General features: G+C 57.6%; 22 protein-coding genes and 1 pseudogene. 4 read left to right on the top strand and 19 right to left on the bottom strand.

The window, feature by feature from the left end; translation table 11 throughout:
* Positions 1-49: 49 nt before the first annotated feature.
* From ABIQ96_RS12390 to ABIQ96_RS12425, 8 genes are all read right to left on the bottom strand, one after another.
* Entirely contained in the window at positions 50-538 is a 489-nt protein-coding gene (locus ABIQ96_RS12390; RefSeq protein ID WP_348214909.1) for a hypothetical protein, read from the bottom strand.
* Between the two features lie 179 nt (positions 539-717).
* Positions 718-957 carry a hypothetical protein gene (locus ABIQ96_RS12395; RefSeq protein WP_348214910.1) on the bottom strand — a complete coding sequence of 80 codons (240 nt, stop codon included), beginning with the start codon at positions 955-957 and terminating at the stop codon, positions 718-720.
* Positions 958-981: 24 nt separating this feature from the next.
* Positions 982-1416 carry a hypothetical protein gene (locus tag ABIQ96_RS12400; protein WP_348214911.1) on the bottom strand — a complete coding sequence of 145 codons (435 nt, stop codon included), beginning with the start codon at positions 1414-1416 and terminating at the stop codon, positions 982-984.
* A gap of 132 nt (positions 1417-1548) precedes the next feature.
* Entirely contained in the window at positions 1549-2661 is a 1113-nt protein-coding gene (locus tag ABIQ96_RS12405) for a glycosyltransferase family 4 protein (RefSeq protein WP_348214912.1), read from the bottom strand.
* On the bottom strand, positions 2658-3914 hold the full coding sequence (locus ABIQ96_RS12410; protein WP_348214913.1) for a hypothetical protein: 1257 nt from the start codon (positions 3912-3914) through the stop codon (positions 2658-2660). The genes ABIQ96_RS12405 and ABIQ96_RS12410 overlap by 4 nt, the downstream gene beginning before the upstream one ends.
* Positions 3915-3970: 56 nt before the next feature.
* Positions 3971-4333, bottom strand: a complete 363-nt coding sequence (locus ABIQ96_RS12415; protein WP_348214914.1) for a hypothetical protein — start codon at positions 4331-4333, stop codon at positions 3971-3973.
* An 89-nt stretch (positions 4334-4422) separates the two neighbouring features.
* On the bottom strand, positions 4423-5256 hold the full coding sequence (locus tag ABIQ96_RS12420; protein ID WP_348214915.1) for a GH25 family lysozyme: 834 nt from the start codon (positions 5254-5256) through the stop codon (positions 4423-4425).
* Between the two features lie 172 nt (positions 5257-5428).
* Positions 5429-6037 (bottom strand): protocatechuate 3,4-dioxygenase, encoded by a 609-nt coding sequence (locus ABIQ96_RS12425; RefSeq protein ID WP_348214932.1) that lies wholly within the window; start codon positions 6035-6037, stop codon positions 5429-5431.
* Between the two features lie 197 nt (positions 6038-6234).
* Here ABIQ96_RS12425 and ABIQ96_RS12430 point away from each other — a divergent pair, with 197 nt between their 5' ends.
* Positions 6235-6519, top strand: a complete 285-nt coding sequence (locus tag ABIQ96_RS12430) for a hypothetical protein (protein WP_348214916.1) — start codon at positions 6235-6237, stop codon at positions 6517-6519.
* Complete coding sequence (locus ABIQ96_RS12435) at positions 6516-7373, top strand: hypothetical protein (RefSeq protein WP_348214917.1); 858 nt, start codon at positions 6516-6518, stop codon at positions 7371-7373. The genes ABIQ96_RS12430 and ABIQ96_RS12435 overlap by 4 nt, the downstream gene beginning before the upstream one ends.
* Positions 7374-7522: 149 nt before the next feature.
* Here the strand turns inward: ABIQ96_RS12435 and ABIQ96_RS12440 are convergent, their stop codons facing one another.
* Together ABIQ96_RS12440 and ABIQ96_RS12445 are read right to left on the bottom strand one after the other, a co-directional pair.
* Positions 7523-8299, bottom strand: coding sequence for a hypothetical protein (locus ABIQ96_RS12440; protein ID WP_348214918.1), 777 nt, complete (start codon positions 8297-8299; stop codon positions 7523-7525).
* Positions 8296-9060: a hypothetical protein gene (locus ABIQ96_RS12445; RefSeq protein WP_348214919.1), complete on the bottom strand. Its 765-nt coding sequence runs from the start codon at positions 9058-9060 to the stop codon at positions 8296-8298. The genes ABIQ96_RS12440 and ABIQ96_RS12445 overlap by 4 nt, the downstream gene beginning before the upstream one ends.
* A 119-nt stretch (positions 9061-9179) precedes the next feature.
* Here ABIQ96_RS12445 and ABIQ96_RS12450 point away from each other — a divergent pair, with 119 nt between their 5' ends.
* Positions 9180-9785, top strand: a complete 606-nt coding sequence (locus ABIQ96_RS12450) for a hypothetical protein (protein ID WP_348214920.1) — start codon at positions 9180-9182, stop codon at positions 9783-9785.
* A gap of 68 nt (positions 9786-9853) precedes the next feature.
* On the opposite strand, the gene ABIQ96_RS12455 is transcribed toward ABIQ96_RS12450, so the two are convergent.
* The 6 genes from ABIQ96_RS12455 to ABIQ96_RS12480 form a co-directional block, all read right to left on the bottom strand.
* The gene (locus ABIQ96_RS12455) at positions 9854-10033 is read right to left on the bottom strand and encodes a hypothetical protein (protein ID WP_348214921.1); all 180 of its coding nucleotides are present in this window, start codon (positions 10031-10033) and stop codon (positions 9854-9856) included.
* A 70-nt stretch (positions 10034-10103) separates the two neighbouring features.
* Positions 10104-10961, bottom strand: coding sequence for an SPFH domain-containing protein (locus ABIQ96_RS12460; protein ID WP_348214922.1), 858 nt, complete (start codon positions 10959-10961; stop codon positions 10104-10106).
* Positions 10962-11042: 81 nt separating this feature from the next.
* Positions 11043-11774 carry an amino acid ABC transporter ATP-binding protein gene (locus tag ABIQ96_RS12465; protein WP_348214923.1) on the bottom strand — a complete coding sequence of 244 codons (732 nt, stop codon included), beginning with the start codon at positions 11772-11774 and terminating at the stop codon, positions 11043-11045.
* The gene (locus tag ABIQ96_RS12470; RefSeq protein WP_348214924.1) at positions 11764-12540 is read right to left on the bottom strand and encodes an amino acid ABC transporter permease; all 777 of its coding nucleotides are present in this window, start codon (positions 12538-12540) and stop codon (positions 11764-11766) included. Before ABIQ96_RS12470 ends, ABIQ96_RS12465 begins: the two co-directional genes overlap by 11 nt.
* A gap of 16 nt (positions 12541-12556) precedes the next feature.
* On the bottom strand, positions 12557-13360 hold the full coding sequence (locus ABIQ96_RS12475; RefSeq protein WP_348214925.1) for a transporter substrate-binding domain-containing protein: 804 nt from the start codon (positions 13358-13360) through the stop codon (positions 12557-12559).
* Between the two features lie 46 nt (positions 13361-13406).
* The gene (locus tag ABIQ96_RS12480) at positions 13407-14855 is read right to left on the bottom strand and encodes a PLP-dependent aminotransferase family protein (protein WP_348214926.1); all 1449 of its coding nucleotides are present in this window, start codon (positions 14853-14855) and stop codon (positions 13407-13409) included.
* A gap of 152 nt (positions 14856-15007) precedes the next feature.
* Here ABIQ96_RS12480 and ABIQ96_RS12485 point away from each other — a divergent pair, with 152 nt between their 5' ends.
* A complete protein-coding gene (locus tag ABIQ96_RS12485; protein ID WP_348214927.1) occupies positions 15008-15325 on the top strand; it encodes a DUF2917 domain-containing protein in 318 nt (105 codons plus the stop codon).
* 88 nt (positions 15326-15413) lie between these two features.
* Here ABIQ96_RS12485 and ABIQ96_RS12490 read toward each other — a convergent pair whose 3' ends face one another.
* The 3 genes and pseudogenes from ABIQ96_RS12490 to carB form a co-directional block, all read right to left on the bottom strand.
* Positions 15414-16298: a GIY-YIG nuclease family protein gene (locus ABIQ96_RS12490; protein ID WP_348214928.1), complete on the bottom strand. Its 885-nt coding sequence runs from the start codon at positions 16296-16298 to the stop codon at positions 15414-15416.
* A gap of 15 nt (positions 16299-16313) precedes the next feature.
* Positions 16314-17447, bottom strand: coding sequence for a Fic family protein (locus ABIQ96_RS12495; protein ID WP_348214929.1), 1134 nt, complete (start codon positions 17445-17447; stop codon positions 16314-16316).
* Between the two features lie 95 nt (positions 17448-17542).
* A pseudogene (carB, locus tag ABIQ96_RS12500) lies at positions 17543-18204 on the bottom strand (carbamoyl phosphate synthase large subunit); the annotation flags it as partial.

The raw sequence follows: 18204 nt of genomic DNA on the forward strand, positions 1-18204 counted from the left end.
CAAAGGGCGCGAACGAAGGGTGGTTGAAGTGAAATTAGTTAGATTTCCTTCAGTCTCCTCCCCAGACCTCGATGAGTTCCAAGTCCACGAATTCGACATGGTAGCCGAAGGTACCCTTTCCCCAAGAAAACGCCATCGACCAACTTTTGCCGTCAAAACCCCCACCATCCTCGCCGATCATGATCGATGGATCCTTTGCATGGGCACAAAATTCCTGCTCATCCGATGGTGCCCTACTGAGGACTGCTTCCACGGCGTGACCGAAGAGGGTCGGGAGATGCTCACGAATCTTCTGGATCAATTCACGGCGAACCACGTCGACATGATCAACCCCGATGAGTAAGACCCTGAATTTCCGTGGATCAATCCGTGGATCGCGGAACGGCAACTTCGCTTCCATCTCTGATATGGAAATGAATCGGAACACGAGATCGTCACACATAATCTTCCGTTCCCTGTTTTGCGGATCGATGCCTAGCTGCGCAAGCATTGCCTCTTCAGGTGTCCGAATGCCAAGTATTCTCCGTAACCAGCGCATTTCTTTTGGCTAACCTATAACGCACGCACCCCTACCAGCGGGTGCGCGCGTCGAACGGGAGGGGTGAGATGTTGGAGTTACTGAAAATCATCGAAACTGGGCGGCTGGTAGGGTTGCTCTGGCACGTCTTCCCTCCTGAATTCAGAAAGGAGTGCCCGGCCTTTCAATTTCTGGCACGTTCAGCGATGATCGGCCTGAGACTTCTCAGCGTCATTTTTTTGTCTCTCGTGATAATCCTTCATCATTTGATCGTATTCGGGAGTCCCCTGTTTCGGGATTTTGGCGGCATCGCCTTTGTCAATTCCCAAGACTGTCAAAGGAGTGTAGATCGGCTTACCCTCTCGATACACCGGTGTCCAGTTGCAGGAAACGCTGAAAAGCATGAAGATTATTAAAAATGAGTTGGTTGCAATAGTCATTTTATGCCGATCAGTGCAATTAATTCACTGATGAGAGTTATCATTTTGGATAGCGCTTGGAAGGGAAGACGATCCGCATCTCGAAGTTTCTGTCGATAAGCGGGTGGCGGCTTTGGTTTTGGAATTTACCCTGACGAGTATAACGATACTCGTTACCGAGACGGCAAAAAGAGCGGATCCAAGTGGAAGTCCGAGATCGCCGTATGAACGAAGAAAGGCTACTAAAGATGTATTAGTTTTATCTTTGCTCTGGATCACTTTGACAAGGTCACAATGCATGTCTTTTGTGTATTCCTGACCTACATGTGTTGCCAAGCGCTCTTCGAAATCGGAAGTTGCAGGTCCAGTGTCCGAGAATTTAAAGTTTGAGATAAAATTGCCCGCAACTAGGAAGATCAAAGCTATAAGCCCGCTAAGAACATTTAGCGCCATAAGGGATCGGAAAGGTTTGGATTCCATGCAGAAGATTTTTTTGCAGAGTAGTGCCATTATTTCACTGACGAGGGTTATCGTTTTGGATAGCGCTTGCAAGGGGAGAAGCTGCCCATCTCGAAGTTTCTGTCAATAAGCAGGTGGCGGCTTTAACAGACTTCACCGGGCGGAGCCGATGACTTCCTGGTAAATTGCGAGTGTCGCCCTGCACATGGCGTCGAGCGTGAAGGGCTCGCCGACGGGCGACGGGACGGGGCGGTCGTTAATCACCGAGCGGGTGACTCCGAGAAGTTCCGCGGCATTTCCCAGCGGCACCCGGCCAGCAGGAAACAGCTCGCCTAACAATTCTCCGACTCCGCCGCAATCGTAGCCGACGACGGGTTTTCCCAAGGCCATCGCTTCGAGCACGGTGCGGCCGAATGACTCGGGCTGTTGGGAAAGGGCGAGGACGATGTCGCTGACGGCCATGACCTCGCGGATGTCGCCGCGATGGCCGAGGAAGGTGAGTTCGTTAGAAATGCCGAGGCGGCTCACGGTTTCGCGGAGCTCGTCCATGTAGTCCTGCTTTTTCGCGTGGGTGTCGCCGGCGACCAGGCCGTGGACGGGGATGCCTTCGCTTTTCAGGGCGGCGATGAGATTGAAAAAATCGCCGTGGCCCTTGAGCCGGGTGATCCGGCCGGGAAGCAGCAAGACGCATTTACCTGCGAGATCCGGATGCTCGGAAGTCCACTTGGCGCGCCAATCGGCGGCGGGTTGGAAGTCGGTGCCGTAGTTCTCCGGCTCGATGCCGCGCGGGATGACGCGGATGATTTGCGCCGGGGTTTTCGGATAGTTTCCCAGGATATATTCCCGGATGCAGTTAGAAACGGCGATCACCCGCTCGCCCTTGGTCATGATCGAAGAGTAGAAATTGACGGAGTAAAATCCATGCACCGTGCTGACCAGCCGCGGCCGCGTCGCGGGGTTCATGCCGCGCCAGGCGAGCCACGTCACCCAGCCGGGAACCCGCGAACGGATGTGGACGATGTCCGGCTTTTCTGATGTTAGAAACCGCCGCATCGCGTGGACTTGGAACAGCGTGGCGAGGCTTTTCCGGTGCACCGGCATTGCGACATGGCGGGCTCCGCCGCGTTCGAGTTCCGGCACCAGCCGTCCGCCGTTAGAAACGACGATGGCCTGGTGGCCTTCGCGCACCAGCCGGGCGGCGATTTCCAGAGTTCCGCGTTCGACGCCACCGGCATTGAGCTCCGGGAGGATTTGGACGATTTTCATGCCGTCGCTGGCAATGAAACCAGCGGGATGGAGAGGCGTCGAGCGGCTTTTGCCAGCGCCTTGGAAGCGCCACAGGTCAGGATGAAATCGATGGGCAAGGCAGCGGAGGCGTCGATGGTTTCAAGGTATTTCATCAGGCTGTCGCGGTCATCGCGATCCGGTCCGGCGTGAAGATAGAGTTTTTCAAAACTCCTCGGCAGAAGCGGTCCGCCGAGGGTGGGAACCACTTCGTAAATCACATCGGGATGGGTCCATTCATCGGGAAGCTGCCAGTTAGCGTGCGTCCCTGGCAGCCAGAGCAGGGCGCGATGGGGTTTGCCGCTGCCGGGGAGATCCGGGCCTAACCATTCTTTGACGCTGCGGGTCGGGCGCAGATACATTTTCCAACGCTCCTGAAGCCAGAAGACGTCGAGCGGGCTGGCTTTCATCGAGCGCTCGATGGCGTCCATGCAGTTCGCCGTGGTGGCCGGACCGTTCAGCTCATGATAGCGGATCCGCCATTTTCCGGGCGATTCGGTGATGAGTGACATACCAAGGACTTGGGATTTGCTGCGCCGCGCGACCAAACTGGGAAGCGGGCTGGCGCGGGTCAGTCTTCCGAAAAACCGGACAAGCTCACCCTGCGGACCGACACGCTGGTCCGCGAGGATCCCGAGGATGCCGCCCTCGCGGAGAAACCCGGTGATCACGTGGAAACTGTCGCGTTTCGAAAACAAGCGCGTCCCTTCCATTTCCCGCTGGGCCAACACGCGGGCATCGAGCAGGGGGTTGTTCAGAGGCCGGTAAAGCGCTCCGTTCGCGTGCCCCGGTGGGAACGTGCGATGGATGCGGGTGAGGATTTCCCAATTTCCCATATGGCACGGCAGCAACACGACGCCGGGACTGCGGCGCACCGCTTCCTCGACGAGTTCCGGGTTCTCGACGGTCACCACCGATCCGATCCGCTCGGCGGTGAGGCCCGCCGTGTGCAGGGCGGAAAACAGATTCGCCCCGGTGCGGCGGAACGATTTTCGCGCCATGATCCGCAGGGCTTCGAGGTCGTATTCGCCGTGCAGCGCGATGCGCAGATTCCGCAGAACGACCTGCCGCCGCTCCTTCATGAAATGCCACGCGATGCCACCAAGCACCTCGCCGATCCGGAAAACCAGCGGCCCGGGAAGGATGCCCGCGAGTTTTTCGATCCCGGTCTGGGCCAGCCACTCGAGCCGCCATTTCCAGAGATTGGGATGATTTTCAGGAGACTCGCGGGCCACAGGTGCCGGTTTTTAGGGAATCCCGCCCGAAGGTGCAAGGCCGGTGGCGTCCCGCCTCAACGATCGATGCCGCAGAGATGCACGAAAAATGTAGCGGGCAGATGTGCCAGCGGTTCGCGCAGCTTGTCGATTTCCGCAGCCGGGCCGTGGAATTCCAAATTCGTGAGATCTGCGATCTTCTCCATCCGGCCCAACAACTCGCCGACATTTTCCAAATGCGCCAGCACGCCCGCCGCGCCTTCGTAGCCTTCGCGGCAGAACCCGCGGTCGTCCACCGTGGCGAACTCGTAGAAGTAACAAGCTTTCTCCGGGCGGGTTTTCTCCACGAATTCATGCATCAGCGCATGGAACTCATCGACGCGCCCGGCGTGGGCTTTGAAATACGGATTGATGGTGACGAGATTCGGGGAGTTGGCCATGGCTGGAAAACTGGCGGGACAGGGCAAGGAGTTCAAGCTTTAGCTTGTGGCTTCGAAGACAAGCTGAAGCTTGAACTCCCCGGAGAAACTTATCTAACCACCCAGGAATGTTCCTCCCAAAAGTCGTTCAGATCATCGAGATCACCGTTGAACGCGTTGTGCTCCATCGGCCGGTCCATGGAGCCGAAGTAAGCGGGCGATTTCCACGGGCCGTGGCTGTAGTGTTTTGAAACGGAGCGGCCCGACCACTCGACGCCGGCGTACTGCCACATCGCCCACTCGTCCCAAATGCCGTAGGCCTTCATCAGGCTGGCCGGCGTTTCGAATCCGGAACTGTGGGAGTAGAGCGCGATCCAATACGGGCATTTGCAAATGCGGTTCTTCTGCGCGGGCGTGGCGTGGCTGAGCGAGGCGCGGAGCCGGTCGCTGTTTTCCAGATAGATCGCGGGCAGGACTCCGGTGCGCTGTTCCACTCGATCAATGAATTTCACCAGATCCGCCGGGCTCGATTTGGTATCGAAATCTCCGACTAACAAAACTCTCCGACCCGCGGCGATCTGTTGGAGACGGCCGATGTATTGGTCCGCTTGGGCAACCGGATCGGAGGTTTTCAAAACGAAGTAATACGTCCCGAGCATCATGCCCTGGCACTCGGCGGCCCTGAGGAAATCCGCGCACTTGTCGTCGAGCACCATGCCCTTGCCGCAGCGGGCGATCAGGCCGCGCGCGCCGTTGCGCTTGAGGGCGGAGACATCGTTGCAGGAAAACGATTCGCCGGAACGCTGCTTCTCCTTGGGGTCATAGGAGGAAACGTTCACGACCTTGGGCGCATCAGACAACCCGATCCGGCCATAGCCGCCGCCCCCGCAACTGATGAGGAGCAACGGCAGTGCCGTCGCGAGAAACGGGATGGAAACATTCATACGCCAGTGAATCGAAGAGCGGAGCAAAACGCAAGAAACGAAGCGGAGCAATTTACAAGGCTCCGTCCTAGTGTCGTGTAAAACTTAAAGTGGCAGATAAGCAGTACAAGGTAAGGATTGCTGTCGGAGCAGTCCGAAAGGGTCAACCCGCCAATTTGATTTTCACTCGACACTAATGCCCCATGTCCGTCGGCGTGTAGCCCATCACGATATCGAACTTGGCCGCCAGCTCGCCGATCTTCGATTCCTTAATCGCGGCGAAATCGACGATAACCGACTCGCGGGCCTTCACATCCTTGATGCCCTGGAGCACCATGTCCGTGTCGTTCTGCGCGGTGCCTTTGACATAGCACTGCGTCGTCCATTTGTCGCGGCCCTTCATCTTCACCGCGAAGTGGATGTGCGGCGTCCGTCCGGGGTAGGCGACGGGTTTGACGGTGCGGAAATAATACTCGCCGGTGGAGCCAGTTAGGAATCGGCCGAAGCCTTGGAAATTCGTATCGCGTCCTTCCTTGCCTCCGCTGCCGGAATGGAGATAGACGCCCTTGCCATCCACCTGCCAGATCTCGACCACCGCGTTGCGGATCGGCTCGCTCTTTGCATCAAGCAAGCGTCCTGATAGATGGGTGACTTCGCCGATGGACGAGGTGATGCCGTCGTTGACGACGAGCAGATCGTTGTCGGTATCGAGCGGCAGGTGATCCGGATAAAACGGGCCCTCGGTCTGCTTCGGCGTGAGCATGAGCTGCTCGGCGAACGCACCGGGCGCGGCGAACGTCATGGCGAGCGTGCCGATGATTTTCCGCCGGGTCCAGAGATGGGGCATTTCGATCATGTTGGAAATGAAGCCCTTCCCGCCCTCTGCTTCAAGCGGGATTGTTTGGGCAACTCCCAGGGTCGGCCGGAATTATTGGATTTTCCCCTCGCCCGATCTATCGAATTTTGGAAGGGTACGGACTATTCCGCAGAAATATCAAAATGAAGGGCAATTATGAAGATTTTAAAACTGGGTGGATCGGAGTGCATATCGGTATCAAGAATTCCGAGATCGATGACCTCATTGATTCACTCAAGAAACTACGTAACTCCCGGATCCATTTTCATTTGCGCAGTTCATTCGAAGGAGATTCCGGGATCGCAGACGTTGAAATCTTTTCTCTGGAGGAAGGTGATGCAAGCAATCTTGAATTAGACTCGTCCGGGCCGGTTTATTGCGAAGAGGAATTAGGAGAAGCCGAACAAAATGCAGAGCTCGGGCGATGAATAAACGATGGTATGGACTGGGCAAATCCCTCGGCATCCTGGCTATCTTGCTGGGTGGTTCGGTGGCGGGCATTTATTTCTGGCACCGCCACGTCTATCCTTATGGCCAAAGCCATTGCTGTATTCTGGGGGTGCAATTCGCACTGACGGATTATGCTGAAGCCCACGGTGGGCGATTTCCACACGGCGAGTCATCTCCTGAGGCTTCGCTGAGTCTCCTCTACAAAGAGGAAGGCCTTGATGCGAATACTTTGCGGGGAATGACGGTTCCGGAGAAAACCACCCGGGCCATTTTGGAAAGCGGGCACTTGCTCACCCCCGCGACTTGCGGGTGGCATTATGTCGAAGGGTTGACGAAATCGGACGATCCACGACTTGCGCTTCTGTGGTGCAAGGAACCGCTGCAACACGATGGCAGCCGCGGCAAGTCTGGTGCCCGGGAAGTCGTCAGGGTGGATGGAGACCGTAGTTCGGTATCGGGTGACCAATGGACGGAATTTCTGAAGGAGCAGCAACAACTGATGGAGAAGCGCAGTGCCTCTGAAATCGCCGGAAAACCGGTGGTCCGGGCAGCCGTCGAACTGCCGGATCACACTCAGATAGAGACCATCGAAGGCTACTACGTCATGGATCATTCGTCACATTCGAAGGACTCTTCGGGCAGCGGTAGAGGATCCGGCAGCTCGCTCAAAGTATCCGATCTGACGTGGTATCGGGCTCCGGTTCAGCATGGCAGCGAGACGCGCACCCTGATGTTCTCGAACATGACTTCCGATCCTGTCACCGTGACTTTTACAAACGGTGTCCCCGATGTCAGGGAAGTCGTATTCCGGATGAAGGAAATCCGGAAATGACGACACCTTGATTTGTTAGGAAGGCCGGTATCGATCCCGGACAGACTTGAGCAGGTCAAAGCAACTCCTGCCGCCAATCCATGAAATCCGGATCGGGCGGCGCGGGTTTGGAAACGACCGGAGGCGGTGTGGTTTCGACTTCCACGGGATCACTTTTCGAGGAAGGGATTGCGTCCGTTGTTGGTGGGAGCGGCTTCACGGGATTTTTCCGGTTCCGGGGATTGGGCGACTTCCTTTGGGAGCGAGGTGCCGAAGGTGTCGCCCCAATGTTCGAGGAAAAATTTCTTCTCCTGGGTGAGTCGCAGCGTGGAGCGGCCGAGAATGGGGCGGAGCGAGGTGGTCATTTGCAGGGTGACGAGCAGGAAAACGGCGCTCCAGATCGCGAGCGGACCTTTCTGCGTGCCGCCGGTCGTGAAGATCACCGATTTCAAAAACCGCAGCGCGAAAACCACGGCGATGATCCACGCGCCGATGGAGAGGGAACCCATGAAACCTAACGAGTCGGTGGATTCCGCGAAGATCCACATGGCGGGCGCGAACCCTAACAATAACAGCCCGGCGAGAGCGAGCGCGCCGGCGAGGCAGGCGGCGAGTTGGGAAATGCTGACGCGCGCGCCGGCGAGCGTGGAAAAGATGTAGAGGCTGGGGAAACAGATGAGGCCGGAGAAAACCAGCCCGGCAGTGATTTTCACGGGCGCTGCCCACAATTGTTCATGTTTCGCGAAGCAGCCTAACACAAAACCGAATAGCAGGATGGAGATGACCGCCATCAGGGCGAAGCGTCCGGTCGCACCGTGGTTCGGCTCGGCAAGCCGCACGACGAGATCCCGCGGCCGTCGGAGCAGCGCCTCGAACAGGGTTTTCAAATCGAGTTTTTCGGGAAGCGGGGCTTCTGGCGGTGGTGGTTGGATGTCGGGCGTATTCATGGTCGTGGGGTGATTTTGTGGTTCAGTTGGATGGCATGGGCGATGGGTCCGATGAGAAGAACGAGGATGATGGCGAGCGCAGGAATTCCATGGCCGCCGGTCATTTTGTTGATGGAACTCCAGACGGCTTCGTAGAAATTTCCGCGCAGCGGGTGCTCGCGGAGAAACTCGACCTTGAGGCCCGGCATGCCGAAAAACGGCCGCAGGATCCATGAGAACTGCGCGCCGAGGAATCCATTCCCCCCCAGCCAGGCGAGCAAGGTGGCGGTGGCCGCAGCCGGTGTCGGGGCCTTCACGGCAAGCAGGCGGTGGAGGTGGAGATTCGCCGTGATGCCCGCGAAACCGATGAGCACCGTGTGGGCGACAAGATAGGTGGCGTGGGCTTGTTGCGCACCAGGCGCACTTGGTGTCGGGGCATTCCATGCGAGGAAAAGCGTGACCGGAGCCAGCGACCCGAGAATCACCGCGGCGAGCGCGAAGGAGCTGAGCAGGGCGAGGAGCGATTGGCGGAATCCCAAGCCGGTCCCTAGCAACAAGCCAAGCAGGCCATTCAGCAATCCGTTGCAAGCCAGCGTCAGTGCGACGAGCAGCGGCATTTTCACCGCGACGTAAGCGCCCATCAGCGGATCGCGCCAGTAACCGACGGTGAATCCGTAAATCGCCAGACCGGCGAAAGCCGTCGCGGCCACCCAAGCGACCCGTCGGGGCGAGGGAGCATCCAGCCAGTCGGTCGTGGGCTGGATCAGTTGGCGGAGGCTCATGGAGAAGATCCAAACCGTTGTTTGTGAACCCCTCGTGCGGACTGCGTGATTATTTCATGAAACCTACTAGCGAGTTGGCGCTTGAATGTTCCGGCCTCCCGCCCTAGTTCGGGGGCCGCATGGATCCACAGCACCCGTATCAGCACCTGCTGCTTTTCCCCACCGGCCTGGTGCTGGCCATCTGGCTCATCGCCATCCACGCGCTGATGTTGGCGAAACCGGATGCGACTCAAGGATTTCTGAAAAAATTCTCACGCAACGACCAGCTCGGCCAAGTTCTGATGGGCATCGGCCTCGCGTGGTTCTGGCTGCTCATCGCCCCGGACAATCTCGGCAAGCTCAGCGCGCTGACGATGGACCTCGGGGAGTTCAACAGCGCAAAGGGCCTGCTGCAGATTCTCGTGCCGGTCTCACTGATCCTCGTCTGCCGCAGCGTGCGGGATTTTCTCGCCGTCCGCGCGCTCGGCCTCCTCGGGCTGATGGCTGCCGCGCCCTTGCTCGGTGCCGCGTTCCTCAAAAATCCGGAATCGCGCCTGCTGGTTCCGATCTACGCCTACGCCATGCTGACCGCCGCGATGTTCTGCGTCGGCATGCCCTACCTTTTCCGCGACGCGGTGAACTGGGTCACCGCCGATCGCAAGCGCTGGACTCTGTGCGCTGTCGCCGGGCTTGGCTACGGCGTCGCGACTCTGGTCTGCGCGTTCGCCTTCTGGCGTGGATATTGATTTGCTCTCAAAACAAAAACGGCGTCTTCCCACTCAGTGAGAGGACGCCGTTTTGTTTTGAAGTGGATTCAGTAAACCGGTGCGCCGGAAGTATCGCCACCACCACTGCTGCCCCCGTTCGTTTTATTGGCGGTTTTTTCCAGACCTTCACCGCCCATGCGCATGTCGCGGCCAAGGCCGATCATCGTATTGCACGAGCTCAAAAGCATTCCCGCGGCGGCCAACGTGATGAGAAAAATTGATTTCATGGGCGATTTACATACTCCAAAACGGCGCTCCCGCAAGTGGATATTGTAAACTTTTCTTAAATTTTAACCCTCAGCCGGGCGAGCTGGTGGACATCACCGGCTGGATGTGGGACTCGGAAACCAGCGCGATCATCAGGTTGTTCACCATCACGGATTTACTCTTCTCATCGAGGTGCACCACGTTGTCCGACTCCAGTTTTTTGAGCGCCATTTCCACCATGCTCACCGCGCCTTCGACAATCATCTGCCGCGCGCCGATCACGGCCGCCGCCTGTTGGCGACGCAACATCGCCTGCGCGATTTCCGGGCTGTAGGCGAGGTGGGAAAGCTGCGCCTCGATGATCTCGATGCCCGCTAACATCACCCGGCCCTGCACCTCGCGCTGGAGGGTTTCACCGACTTTCTCCGGAGACCCCCGCAGTGAAACCTCGCCGGACTCGTGTGGTTCGTACGGGTAATGGCTGGCCAGATGACGCAGCGCCGTTTCGCACTGGATGTGAACGAAAACGCCGTAATCCTGCACGTCGAACATTGCCTTCGCCGTGTCCACCACCCGCCAGACGATCACGCAGGCGATCTCGATCGGGTTGCCGTGCGCGTCGTTCACCTTCAGTTGCGGGCTTTGGAAATTGCTCACCTTCAGCGAAATCCTCGTCTTGCTCGCGAACGGATTGGCAAACCAGAACCCCGGCGTTCTAACGGTACCGGTGTATTTCCCGAAGAAGGTCAGCACCTTTCCTTCGTTAGGCGAAACAATGAACAAGCCTTTCAGCCACAACATGGCGGCCGGAACGATCAGCACCAACAGGAACGGAGCCACTTCCAGCACCCACTGCAATTTTCCCGAGATGATGGCGATCACCACGGTAAAGATCAGCAAAACCAAAGGCGTCAGGCCGTTCACACACAGAGCTTTTTTCTCGGTCATGGTGATGTTTCTAGCGATCCACGTGGAAAGATCAAGCTCGCCTCCTTTACAAAGAACGGTGGATTTTCAACCGGGGTCCGCTCAATACCGCATCACCCGCGACAAAAACCTCTGGCACAGCGCGGACTTCGGCTCGCCGAACAACTCCGCCGGCGGCGAGAGTTCCTCGATTTTTCCCAGAGCGACAAAAGCCACCTGGTCCGCCACCGCACGGGCGAATCCCATTTCGTGCGTGCTGAGGATGATGTCCTGCCCGGCCTCGGCGAGTTCCTGGATCAACTCCAGTACCTCCGCCGTCATCTCGGGATCGAGCGCGGATGTCGGCTCGTCGAGAAACAAGACCTCCGGCTGGTGTGCCACCGCACGTGCGATGCCGACGCGCTGCTGTTGGCCACCGGAAAGCTGCGCGGGCAGCTTGTCGGCATGGTCCAGCAGGCAGAAGCGATCCAACGCTTGCATCGCGATTTCCTCGGCCTTAGCGGGCGGATGGCCGTGAACTTTCTCCAACGGCAGCGCGATGTTGCGCCGCGCGGTCAAGTGGGGAAACAGGTTGAACTGCTGGAAAAGGAAACCGTTCTTCCGACGATAGGCCTGGAGCGCCGCAGGATCCGTTAGGAGGCGGTGGCTGTTGATGACGACCGTCCCCGCATCCGCGGTTTCAAGGCCGCCGAGCAGCCGCAGCAACGTGCTCTTTCCACCTCCGGACGGACCGATCAGCACCAGCACACGGGCCGAGGCGACCGACAGGGAAAGCCCGTCCGCCGCACGGGTCTTGCCGTAGCATTTCGTCAGGCCGGTAACTTCAAGTTTCATGACGGAAGCGTTTTTCCAGCCAGTGCGATAGCCACGCGACCGGAATAGTTAGGACAAGATATCCCAGCGCCAGCGGCACGTAGCCTTCGAGTCCGGCGTAAGAGCGCGAAATGAAATTCCGCGTGTTGTAGAAATACTCCGCCACGCCGATGACGTTGAGCAGCGACGAGTCCTTGATCAACGAGACAAACAATCCCGCCATCGCCGGCAGCACACGCCGCAAGGCCTGCGGGAAAATCACATAGCGGTAAACCTGGAACGGACTGAACCCCACCGCCCTTGCAGATTCCCACTGCGTCCGCGGAATGCTCTCCACCCCGCCGCGCAGGATCTCACCGAGATACGCGCCTTCGAAAACCGATAAAAGCAGCACGCCGATGATCAGCTTGTCATCGAATCCCTGTTCTCCCAGCCGCCGCGAGATCAGCGGCGCGAAAATCACGAAGTAGCCGAACAACAAATGCACCAGCAGCGGGGTGTCCCTAACAAACTCCAGGAAACCCCGGCATGTCCAGCGGATGACAATCAATGACGACCTCTGCCCAAGCATAAACAACAGCCCGAAGAAAATGCTCCCGATCAGCGCGGCGAAGGAGATTTCCAGCGTCACCAGCCAGCCGCGCCACAGCGTTTCCCGATATTCCCACGCCTTCGACCAATCGGTCTGTTTTCCTAACAACGCGAACACCGACGTGCAGAGCCACGAGAACAAAGCCACCAGCGCGATCGCGACAAGGGCATTGGCAAGCAACTGGCGGCGGGTCATTCCGGTGGCTTTCGCGTTATCTCAGGATGAACGGGATGCCCGCGTCTTCGAGGAACTTCTTCTCGTTCTTCAAATACTGGTCGCCGAGTTTTCCAAAACCACCCTCCGCCCGGAATTCATCGAGAAACGCGTTCACCTGCGTCTTCAATTCATCATGGCCTTTCGCGATTCCGATGGCCCATGATTCCTCGACAAACGGCTTCAGCAAGCCGCGGGTGGTGTCCTTGTTTTCCTGCGCGTATTGGTAAATACTAAGTTGATCGTAGATGAACGCATCGACCCGGCCCTGCACCACCTCTAACACGCAGGCCGTCTGATCCTCGAACACCACGCGTTTGGCCTTGGGCAGATTGTTCAGCGCCCATGTCTCGCCAGTCGTGGTCGCTTTCGCCGAAATCGTGCGGCCCGGCTTTTTCAAATCCTCGATCGACTGCACGTCCGAATCTTTTCTCACCAACAACGCGAGACCGGTGAAGGCATAGGGATCGGAAAAATCAATTGATTGCCGGCGCTCGTCGGTGGCGGTCATCGAGGAAATGACGAGGTCGATGTTGCCCGTCTTGAGCGCGGGGATCAGCCCGGAGAAATCCATCGGCACGATCTTGAGCGGGCGACCCAGCTTTTTGGCCAACGCCTCCGCAAGTTTCACGCCGACACCATCCGGATTTCCCGCCTTGTCCTGCATTTCAAACGGCGGGTACGTCAGCTCCATGCCGATCCGCAGCGGCTCGCCCTTTTCGAAGGACTTGGATTTTTCACTGCAACCTGTAGCAGCAAGAAGACACCCGGCGAGGATCAGAAAACGACGGCGGTGGAGCATGCCCGAACCCTAGCTAGAAACGTGCCGGGCGGAAGCGCGGAGTTTTTTACCGCTTCGGAGTCGGGGGAGCCTGCCGGGCGATGATCCCCGCCAAAGTCCCGAGCGCGGATTCCATTTTAGGGCTCCATGGCGATCCGCAGCTCAACCGCAGGCAGTTTTTGAAACCGCCGTTCGGTGAAAACAAGGGGCCCGGCGAGAAGCTGATTCCGGCTGCACGTGCCTCATGGAACACCGCCATGATGTCCGTGTTTCCCGGTAGCTCCAACCAGAGCACGAACCCGCCCGAAGGATTGCTTAGCCGGGTGCCTTCCGGAAAAACGGCAGCCACCGCTTCACGCATCTTGCAAACCTGATGGCGGAGAGTGTCGCGCAGTTTTCGCAAATGGCGCTCATAGCCGCCGGTTCGCAGGAATTCCGCCACCGTTAGAGCGGGCAACGACGCACCGCCCAGATTGAAGGCGTTTTTCAGTTCCATCACCCGCGCTTGGTGTTTCCCGGCGGCGATGTAGCCAATGCGGAATCCCGGTGCGAGCGTCTTGGAATACGAACCGCACAGGATCACGCGGTCGCCCCGGTCCAACGATTTCAAACAATGCGGTCTCGGCCCCTCGTGAGGAAGGTCGCCGTAAATGTCGTCCTCGATGATCGGAATGTTGTGTTTCTCCGCCAGACCTAACAATTCTCGGCGGTTGGCCTCCGGCATCAGGCTTCCCATCGGATTCGAGAAATTGGGAATCACCAGCATTGCGGCGACCGGATGGGCGGCGAGCACGTTTTTCACCGCGTTCATGTCGAGCCCTTCGCCGGATGATGAAGGAACGGCGATGACCTTCAGTTTCAGCAGAGCTAACAAATTGAGCGTGCCGTAATACGTCGGGGATTCGACCAATACGGTGTCGCCCGGTTTCGTCACCGCCAACAACGCGAGATGCAGCGCCTCGCTTGCCCCGACCGTGATCAGGAAATCAGAGGCATCCAGCCCGCATCCCCAATCCAGCGAAAGACGGCTCAGTTCCTTGCGCAAGGCAAGACAGCCCGGTGCCGGGTCATATTGCAGACTCGCAGCCGTCGACCGCCGCATCACGGAGGCTGTTAGCTGCGCCAGTTTCTTTTCCGGCAGCAAGCCGGCGCCCGGGATCGCGGCACCGAGCGGTACCAGTTTTGGATCCGTGATGTCCTGGATCATCGAGATCGCGGAGGCAAATCCCGACAGCGAAGCCACCGCCGGCCTGCGTTTGCTAACAACCGGCTCGCGCAGGGAACTCGACAGCCTCGGACGGACATAAAATCCCGATTTCGGCCGTGCCTCGATCAAGCGCCGGCTTTCCAACAGCGTGTAAGCCTGCATCACCGTGGGAATGCTCACCTGATGCTGCAAACTCGAATGCCTGACCGACGGGATCCGGTCGCCCGCCCGCAGCGAGCCCGAATCAATCATCGCCTCCATGCGATCCGCGATCCGCAGGTAGAGCGGTTGGCCTGATTCCTTTTCCATGACTTGAAATTAATCCGATTTCTCCCCTGCGACCATGCACAGATTGGAAACTAAAAAACCTGTACAGCTGGATCAAATATGAAATCTGTGCAGGTCACAAATCCACCGCTCTGTGGATACCGCGCCCGGCCGCTTCGGGCTAGTTTCATCCCATGCAAACGATCCTTCCGATCACCCCGCTGTCCAGATGGCTGACCGGCTACCGGAGCCAACAAATCCGCCCCACACCTTCCCGCATCGAAGAACTTCCCGCTCGGAAAGTCCTAACCGCCTCATTCCCCAACTGCGGAAAAATCACCTGCACTCATGGCACCCTCTGGATTACCCGCGACGGATCATCCGAAGATATCCTGCTTCGTGCCGGCGGTAGTTTCGCTTGCGAAACTGGTTCCCGCTTCGTCATCGAAGCATTGGAAAATGCGGTGGTGGAAATCACAGGCTCCAGCGGGGTGGGATTCACCTTTCTATAATCCCAAATTAAAGTTTTTGCCCCTTTCCTTTAATTTGCTCCCGAAGATTGAAAGGTAGCTTTCAATCTTCAACCGTCTTGGGCATCCGCTAGTTTTCGTTCAATCCAAAGGGTCGCCGGGTGTGCAGTCGTCTTTTCCAAGTGTTTTCGAGGGCTATGACTTCCGCGTTGCTCAGATCGTGGGCGACGATTTGGAGGATGCTGAAACGGAAATTCGCTGGATCGAGACCCACCAACCCTTTGTCTCCGCCATCGCCTCCATCGGCATAATTCTGCCAACGGCCCAGCAGGTTCTCCGATCCGGACGCGGAGCCCACGTAGCCTTTCCCGTCGGAGGCGTCGTGGATGAAATAGACGCCGCGCCAGTGGGAAAGAGCCGTCCGCCAGCTCGTCGGAATCACGCGGAGCTGCGCCCAGATCAGCACCAGCTCGCGCCAATCCGGCATTTTCTCCGCGAACCGGCTTTCTTCGCTGATAGAAAGGACCGGCGCTTCTTTTTTGTTAGCGTGGATCCACCACTTGATCGCCGGAGGAGGCCAGCCGACCTCGAGTTTGCCGATCCAGTGGGCGTAGGTGGCCTGCAATTCAAGATCGAACCACAAACAGGTTTTCCCGAGATCTTTCTTGTCCCAGTCCGGGAGCCCGAAGGATCGCAGCGACTGGTTCACTTCCATGCTCCAGAATTGCTGGTGATTGACCGGCACCGCGCCGCGAATTCGATAGAGTCCGGCGAACACCGCCGTCCGGGATTTCAAACCGATGAAAGAAGCGACGTATCCCGAGCCAACGATATCATTGAGGGCATTTTCCACCAGTCTGCTCTGGCTTTGCTGATAGGCATTAAACACCTCGGGTTTCTCATCCACCAGCCATGGGAAGATTTTTCGCAACTCCTTTTCCTTGGGACTATGTCGCATGACGATCACCTGCGCGGGATCAATGTCTTGTTTGCGAAGCAGATCGTTGAGATTCATGGAACGAAGGCGGGTTCAGTGATTGGGACTTTGCATGGATTCACCGGTGAGAATGGCGGTAAGCGCGGGATTCATGTAATAGTTCGTGCGGCCGATTTTCTGCTTTTGGAGAAAGCCGCCGCTCACGAGCGCTTCGAGATATTTCGTGGCCGTAAGGCGGGAAACCTTCAGATCGCGCTCGATGAATTCGACCTTGGTGTAGGGGTGATCGAAGAGATTGTTGATGAGATCCTGGCTGTAAAATTTGTAGGAAGCCCGGATGCTGCGCTTGGTTTCCATCAGCGCCTTCTTGACCGCTTGAATGGTAATGATCGCCTCTACTGAGGTTTCCTCGACGGCCGTCAGAATGTAGAGAATCCATTCCTCCCAAGTGTCCTCGGTACGCACGGATTGAAGCAGTCGATAGTAGTCCGACTTCGTGCGCACGAGATGACGGCTGAGGTAGAGCACCGGGATATCGAGCAAACCCTGCTGCACCAGATAAAGGACGTTGATGATCCGCCCGGTGCGGCCGTTGCCATCGTAAAACGGGTGGATGCTTTCAAACTGGTGATGGATCAAAGCCATTTTGATCAATGGATCCGCATCAAACAAATGCGCGTCATTGATGAAATGCTCGAGATCACCCATCGCGGCTACAATCGCATCGGGATTCTGAGGCGGCGTGTAAACCGTCTCGCCCGCACCGTCTTTGAGGACAGTGCCGGGGACTTTTCGGAAACCTGCGTTGTTTTGCTCCAAGGTCGCTTGGATTTCCAAAATGCGGCGGGTCGTAAGCAAGCCGTCGCTCTGCACTCCTTTGAATCCGACCTGTAGGGCTTGGCGGTAGCGGAGAACCTCCTTGGCGGCTGGACCGAGAGCACTCCCCGGACTCAGATCGCCCTGAAAGAGTTCGTCGTGGGTGGTAACGATGTTTTCGATCTCGGAACTGTCCTTGGCTTCCTGCATCGCCAAGGTATTGATGAGAATCCCGCGGTTGGGAATCGATTCGACAACTCCCTTAAGTTCAGCGAGTTTCCTCCCGGCGCTGGCAAGTTTTTTGAGAATGGCAGAAGTCTCGAAGCGCTCAGGTGAAAGCTTCTGGAGAGGGAAAATTTCGGCAGGCTCGTCCATTTCGATCTGCATAGAAAACAGGGTTTTCGTATGCATGTCGAGATGACATGTATAGAAAAACGCGATTTCCTATACATGTTCTGCTGACGTGTATGGAAAATACGTCTTTCCTATACACGTTGGGAAACGCCTCAAGCGTGATACTCCTGAATGCTCTTCACCGTGAACTCCTTGGTCTTCAACGACCGCATGGCTTTGACGGACGCTTCGGCGGCGGAGAGGTTGGTGGCGTGGGAGATCTTTTGGGCGATGGCGGTGGAGCGGATCAGGATCTCGTCGGCACGGGATTCGTGGGTGGACGGGGTGTTGATGATGAAATGGATTTCGCCATTTTTCATCATGTCGATCACGTTCGGGCGCGCTTGTTCGAGGACCTTGTAAACGCGGTTGCTCGGGATGCCTTCCGCGGTGAGGCGGGCGTGGGTGCCGCCGGTGGAATAGATTTTGAAGCCGAGCTCGGCGAGCTCGCGGGCGACGGGGACGGCGCGGTCCTTGTCGCGGTCGGAGACGGAGAGGAAGACGTTGCCGACGGTCGGAAGCGGGTTGAAGGCGGAAATCTGCGCTTTTCCGTAGGCCATGCCCCAATCGGCGTCGATGCCCATGACTTCGCCGGTAGATTTCATTTCCGGGCCGAGAACGATGTCGATGCCGGGGAAACGGTTCCACGGGAAGACGGCTTCCTTCACGGAGAAATGCGGCGGGACGATGGTCTGGGTGTAGCCCATGTCCTTCAGTTTTTCGCCGACCATGACTTTCGCGGCAAGCTTGGCGAGGGAAACGCCGGTGGCCTTGC

The sequence above is a fragment of the Luteolibacter sp. genome (genome assembly GCF_039920825.1).
Taxonomy (GTDB): Bacteria; Verrucomicrobiota; Verrucomicrobiia; order Verrucomicrobiales; family Akkermansiaceae; genus Luteolibacter.

Excerpts from the sequence above, each read along its gene's own strand:
- ABIQ96_RS12460 (WP_348214922.1), bottom strand. The coding sequence starts at position 10,961 with ATGACCGAGAAAAAAGCTCTGTGTGTGAACGGCCTGACGCCTTTGGTT.
- ABIQ96_RS12400 (WP_348214911.1), bottom strand. The coding sequence starts at position 1,416 with ATGGAATCCAAACCTTTCCGATCCCTTATGGCGCTAAATGTTCTTAGC.
- ABIQ96_RS12480 (WP_348214926.1), bottom strand. The coding sequence starts at position 14,855 with ATGGAAAAGGAATCAGGCCAACCGCTCTACCTGCGGATCGCGGATCGC.
- ABIQ96_RS12395 (WP_348214910.1), bottom strand. The coding sequence starts at position 957 with ATGACTATTGCAACCAACTCATTTTTAATAATCTTCATGCTTTTCAGC.
- ABIQ96_RS12440 (WP_348214918.1), bottom strand. The coding sequence starts at position 8,299 with ATGAATACGCCCGACATCCAACCACCACCGCCAGAAGCCCCGCTTCCC.
- ABIQ96_RS12425 (WP_348214932.1), bottom strand. The coding sequence starts at position 6,037 with ATGACGTTCGCCGCGCCCGGTGCGTTCGCCGAGCAGCTCATGCTCACG.
- ABIQ96_RS12450 (WP_348214920.1), top strand. The coding sequence starts at position 9,180 with ATGGATCCACAGCACCCGTATCAGCACCTGCTGCTTTTCCCCACCGGC.
- ABIQ96_RS12470 (WP_348214924.1), bottom strand. The coding sequence starts at position 12,540 with ATGACCCGCCGCCAGTTGCTTGCCAATGCCCTTGTCGCGATCGCGCTG.
- ABIQ96_RS12490 (WP_348214928.1), bottom strand. The coding sequence starts at position 16,298 with ATGAATCTCAACGATCTGCTTCGCAAACAAGACATTGATCCCGCGCAG.
- ABIQ96_RS12475 (WP_348214925.1), bottom strand. The coding sequence starts at position 13,360 with ATGCTCCACCGCCGTCGTTTTCTGATCCTCGCCGGGTGTCTTCTTGCT.
- ABIQ96_RS12445 (WP_348214919.1), bottom strand. The coding sequence starts at position 9,060 with ATGAGCCTCCGCCAACTGATCCAGCCCACGACCGACTGGCTGGATGCT.
- ABIQ96_RS12465 (WP_348214923.1), bottom strand. The coding sequence starts at position 11,774 with ATGAAACTTGAAGTTACCGGCCTGACGAAATGCTACGGCAAGACCCGT.
- ABIQ96_RS12495 (WP_348214929.1), bottom strand. The coding sequence starts at position 17,447 with ATGCATACGAAAACCCTGTTTTCTATGCAGATCGAAATGGACGAGCCT.
- ABIQ96_RS12415 (WP_348214914.1), bottom strand. The coding sequence starts at position 4,333 with ATGGCCAACTCCCCGAATCTCGTCACCATCAATCCGTATTTCAAAGCC.
- ABIQ96_RS12405 (WP_348214912.1), bottom strand. The coding sequence starts at position 2,661 with ATGAAAATCGTCCAAATCCTCCCGGAGCTCAATGCCGGTGGCGTCGAA.
- ABIQ96_RS12390 (WP_348214909.1), bottom strand. The coding sequence starts at position 538 with ATGCGCTGGTTACGGAGAATACTTGGCATTCGGACACCTGAAGAGGCA.
- ABIQ96_RS12485 (WP_348214927.1), top strand. The coding sequence starts at position 15,008 with ATGCAAACGATCCTTCCGATCACCCCGCTGTCCAGATGGCTGACCGGC.
- ABIQ96_RS12435 (WP_348214917.1), top strand. The coding sequence starts at position 6,516 with ATGAATAAACGATGGTATGGACTGGGCAAATCCCTCGGCATCCTGGCT.
- ABIQ96_RS12430 (WP_348214916.1), top strand. The coding sequence starts at position 6,235 with ATGAAGGGCAATTATGAAGATTTTAAAACTGGGTGGATCGGAGTGCAT.
- ABIQ96_RS12420 (WP_348214915.1), bottom strand. The coding sequence starts at position 5,256 with ATGAATGTTTCCATCCCGTTTCTCGCGACGGCACTGCCGTTGCTCCTC.
- ABIQ96_RS12455 (WP_348214921.1), bottom strand. The coding sequence starts at position 10,033 with ATGAAATCAATTTTTCTCATCACGTTGGCCGCCGCGGGAATGCTTTTG.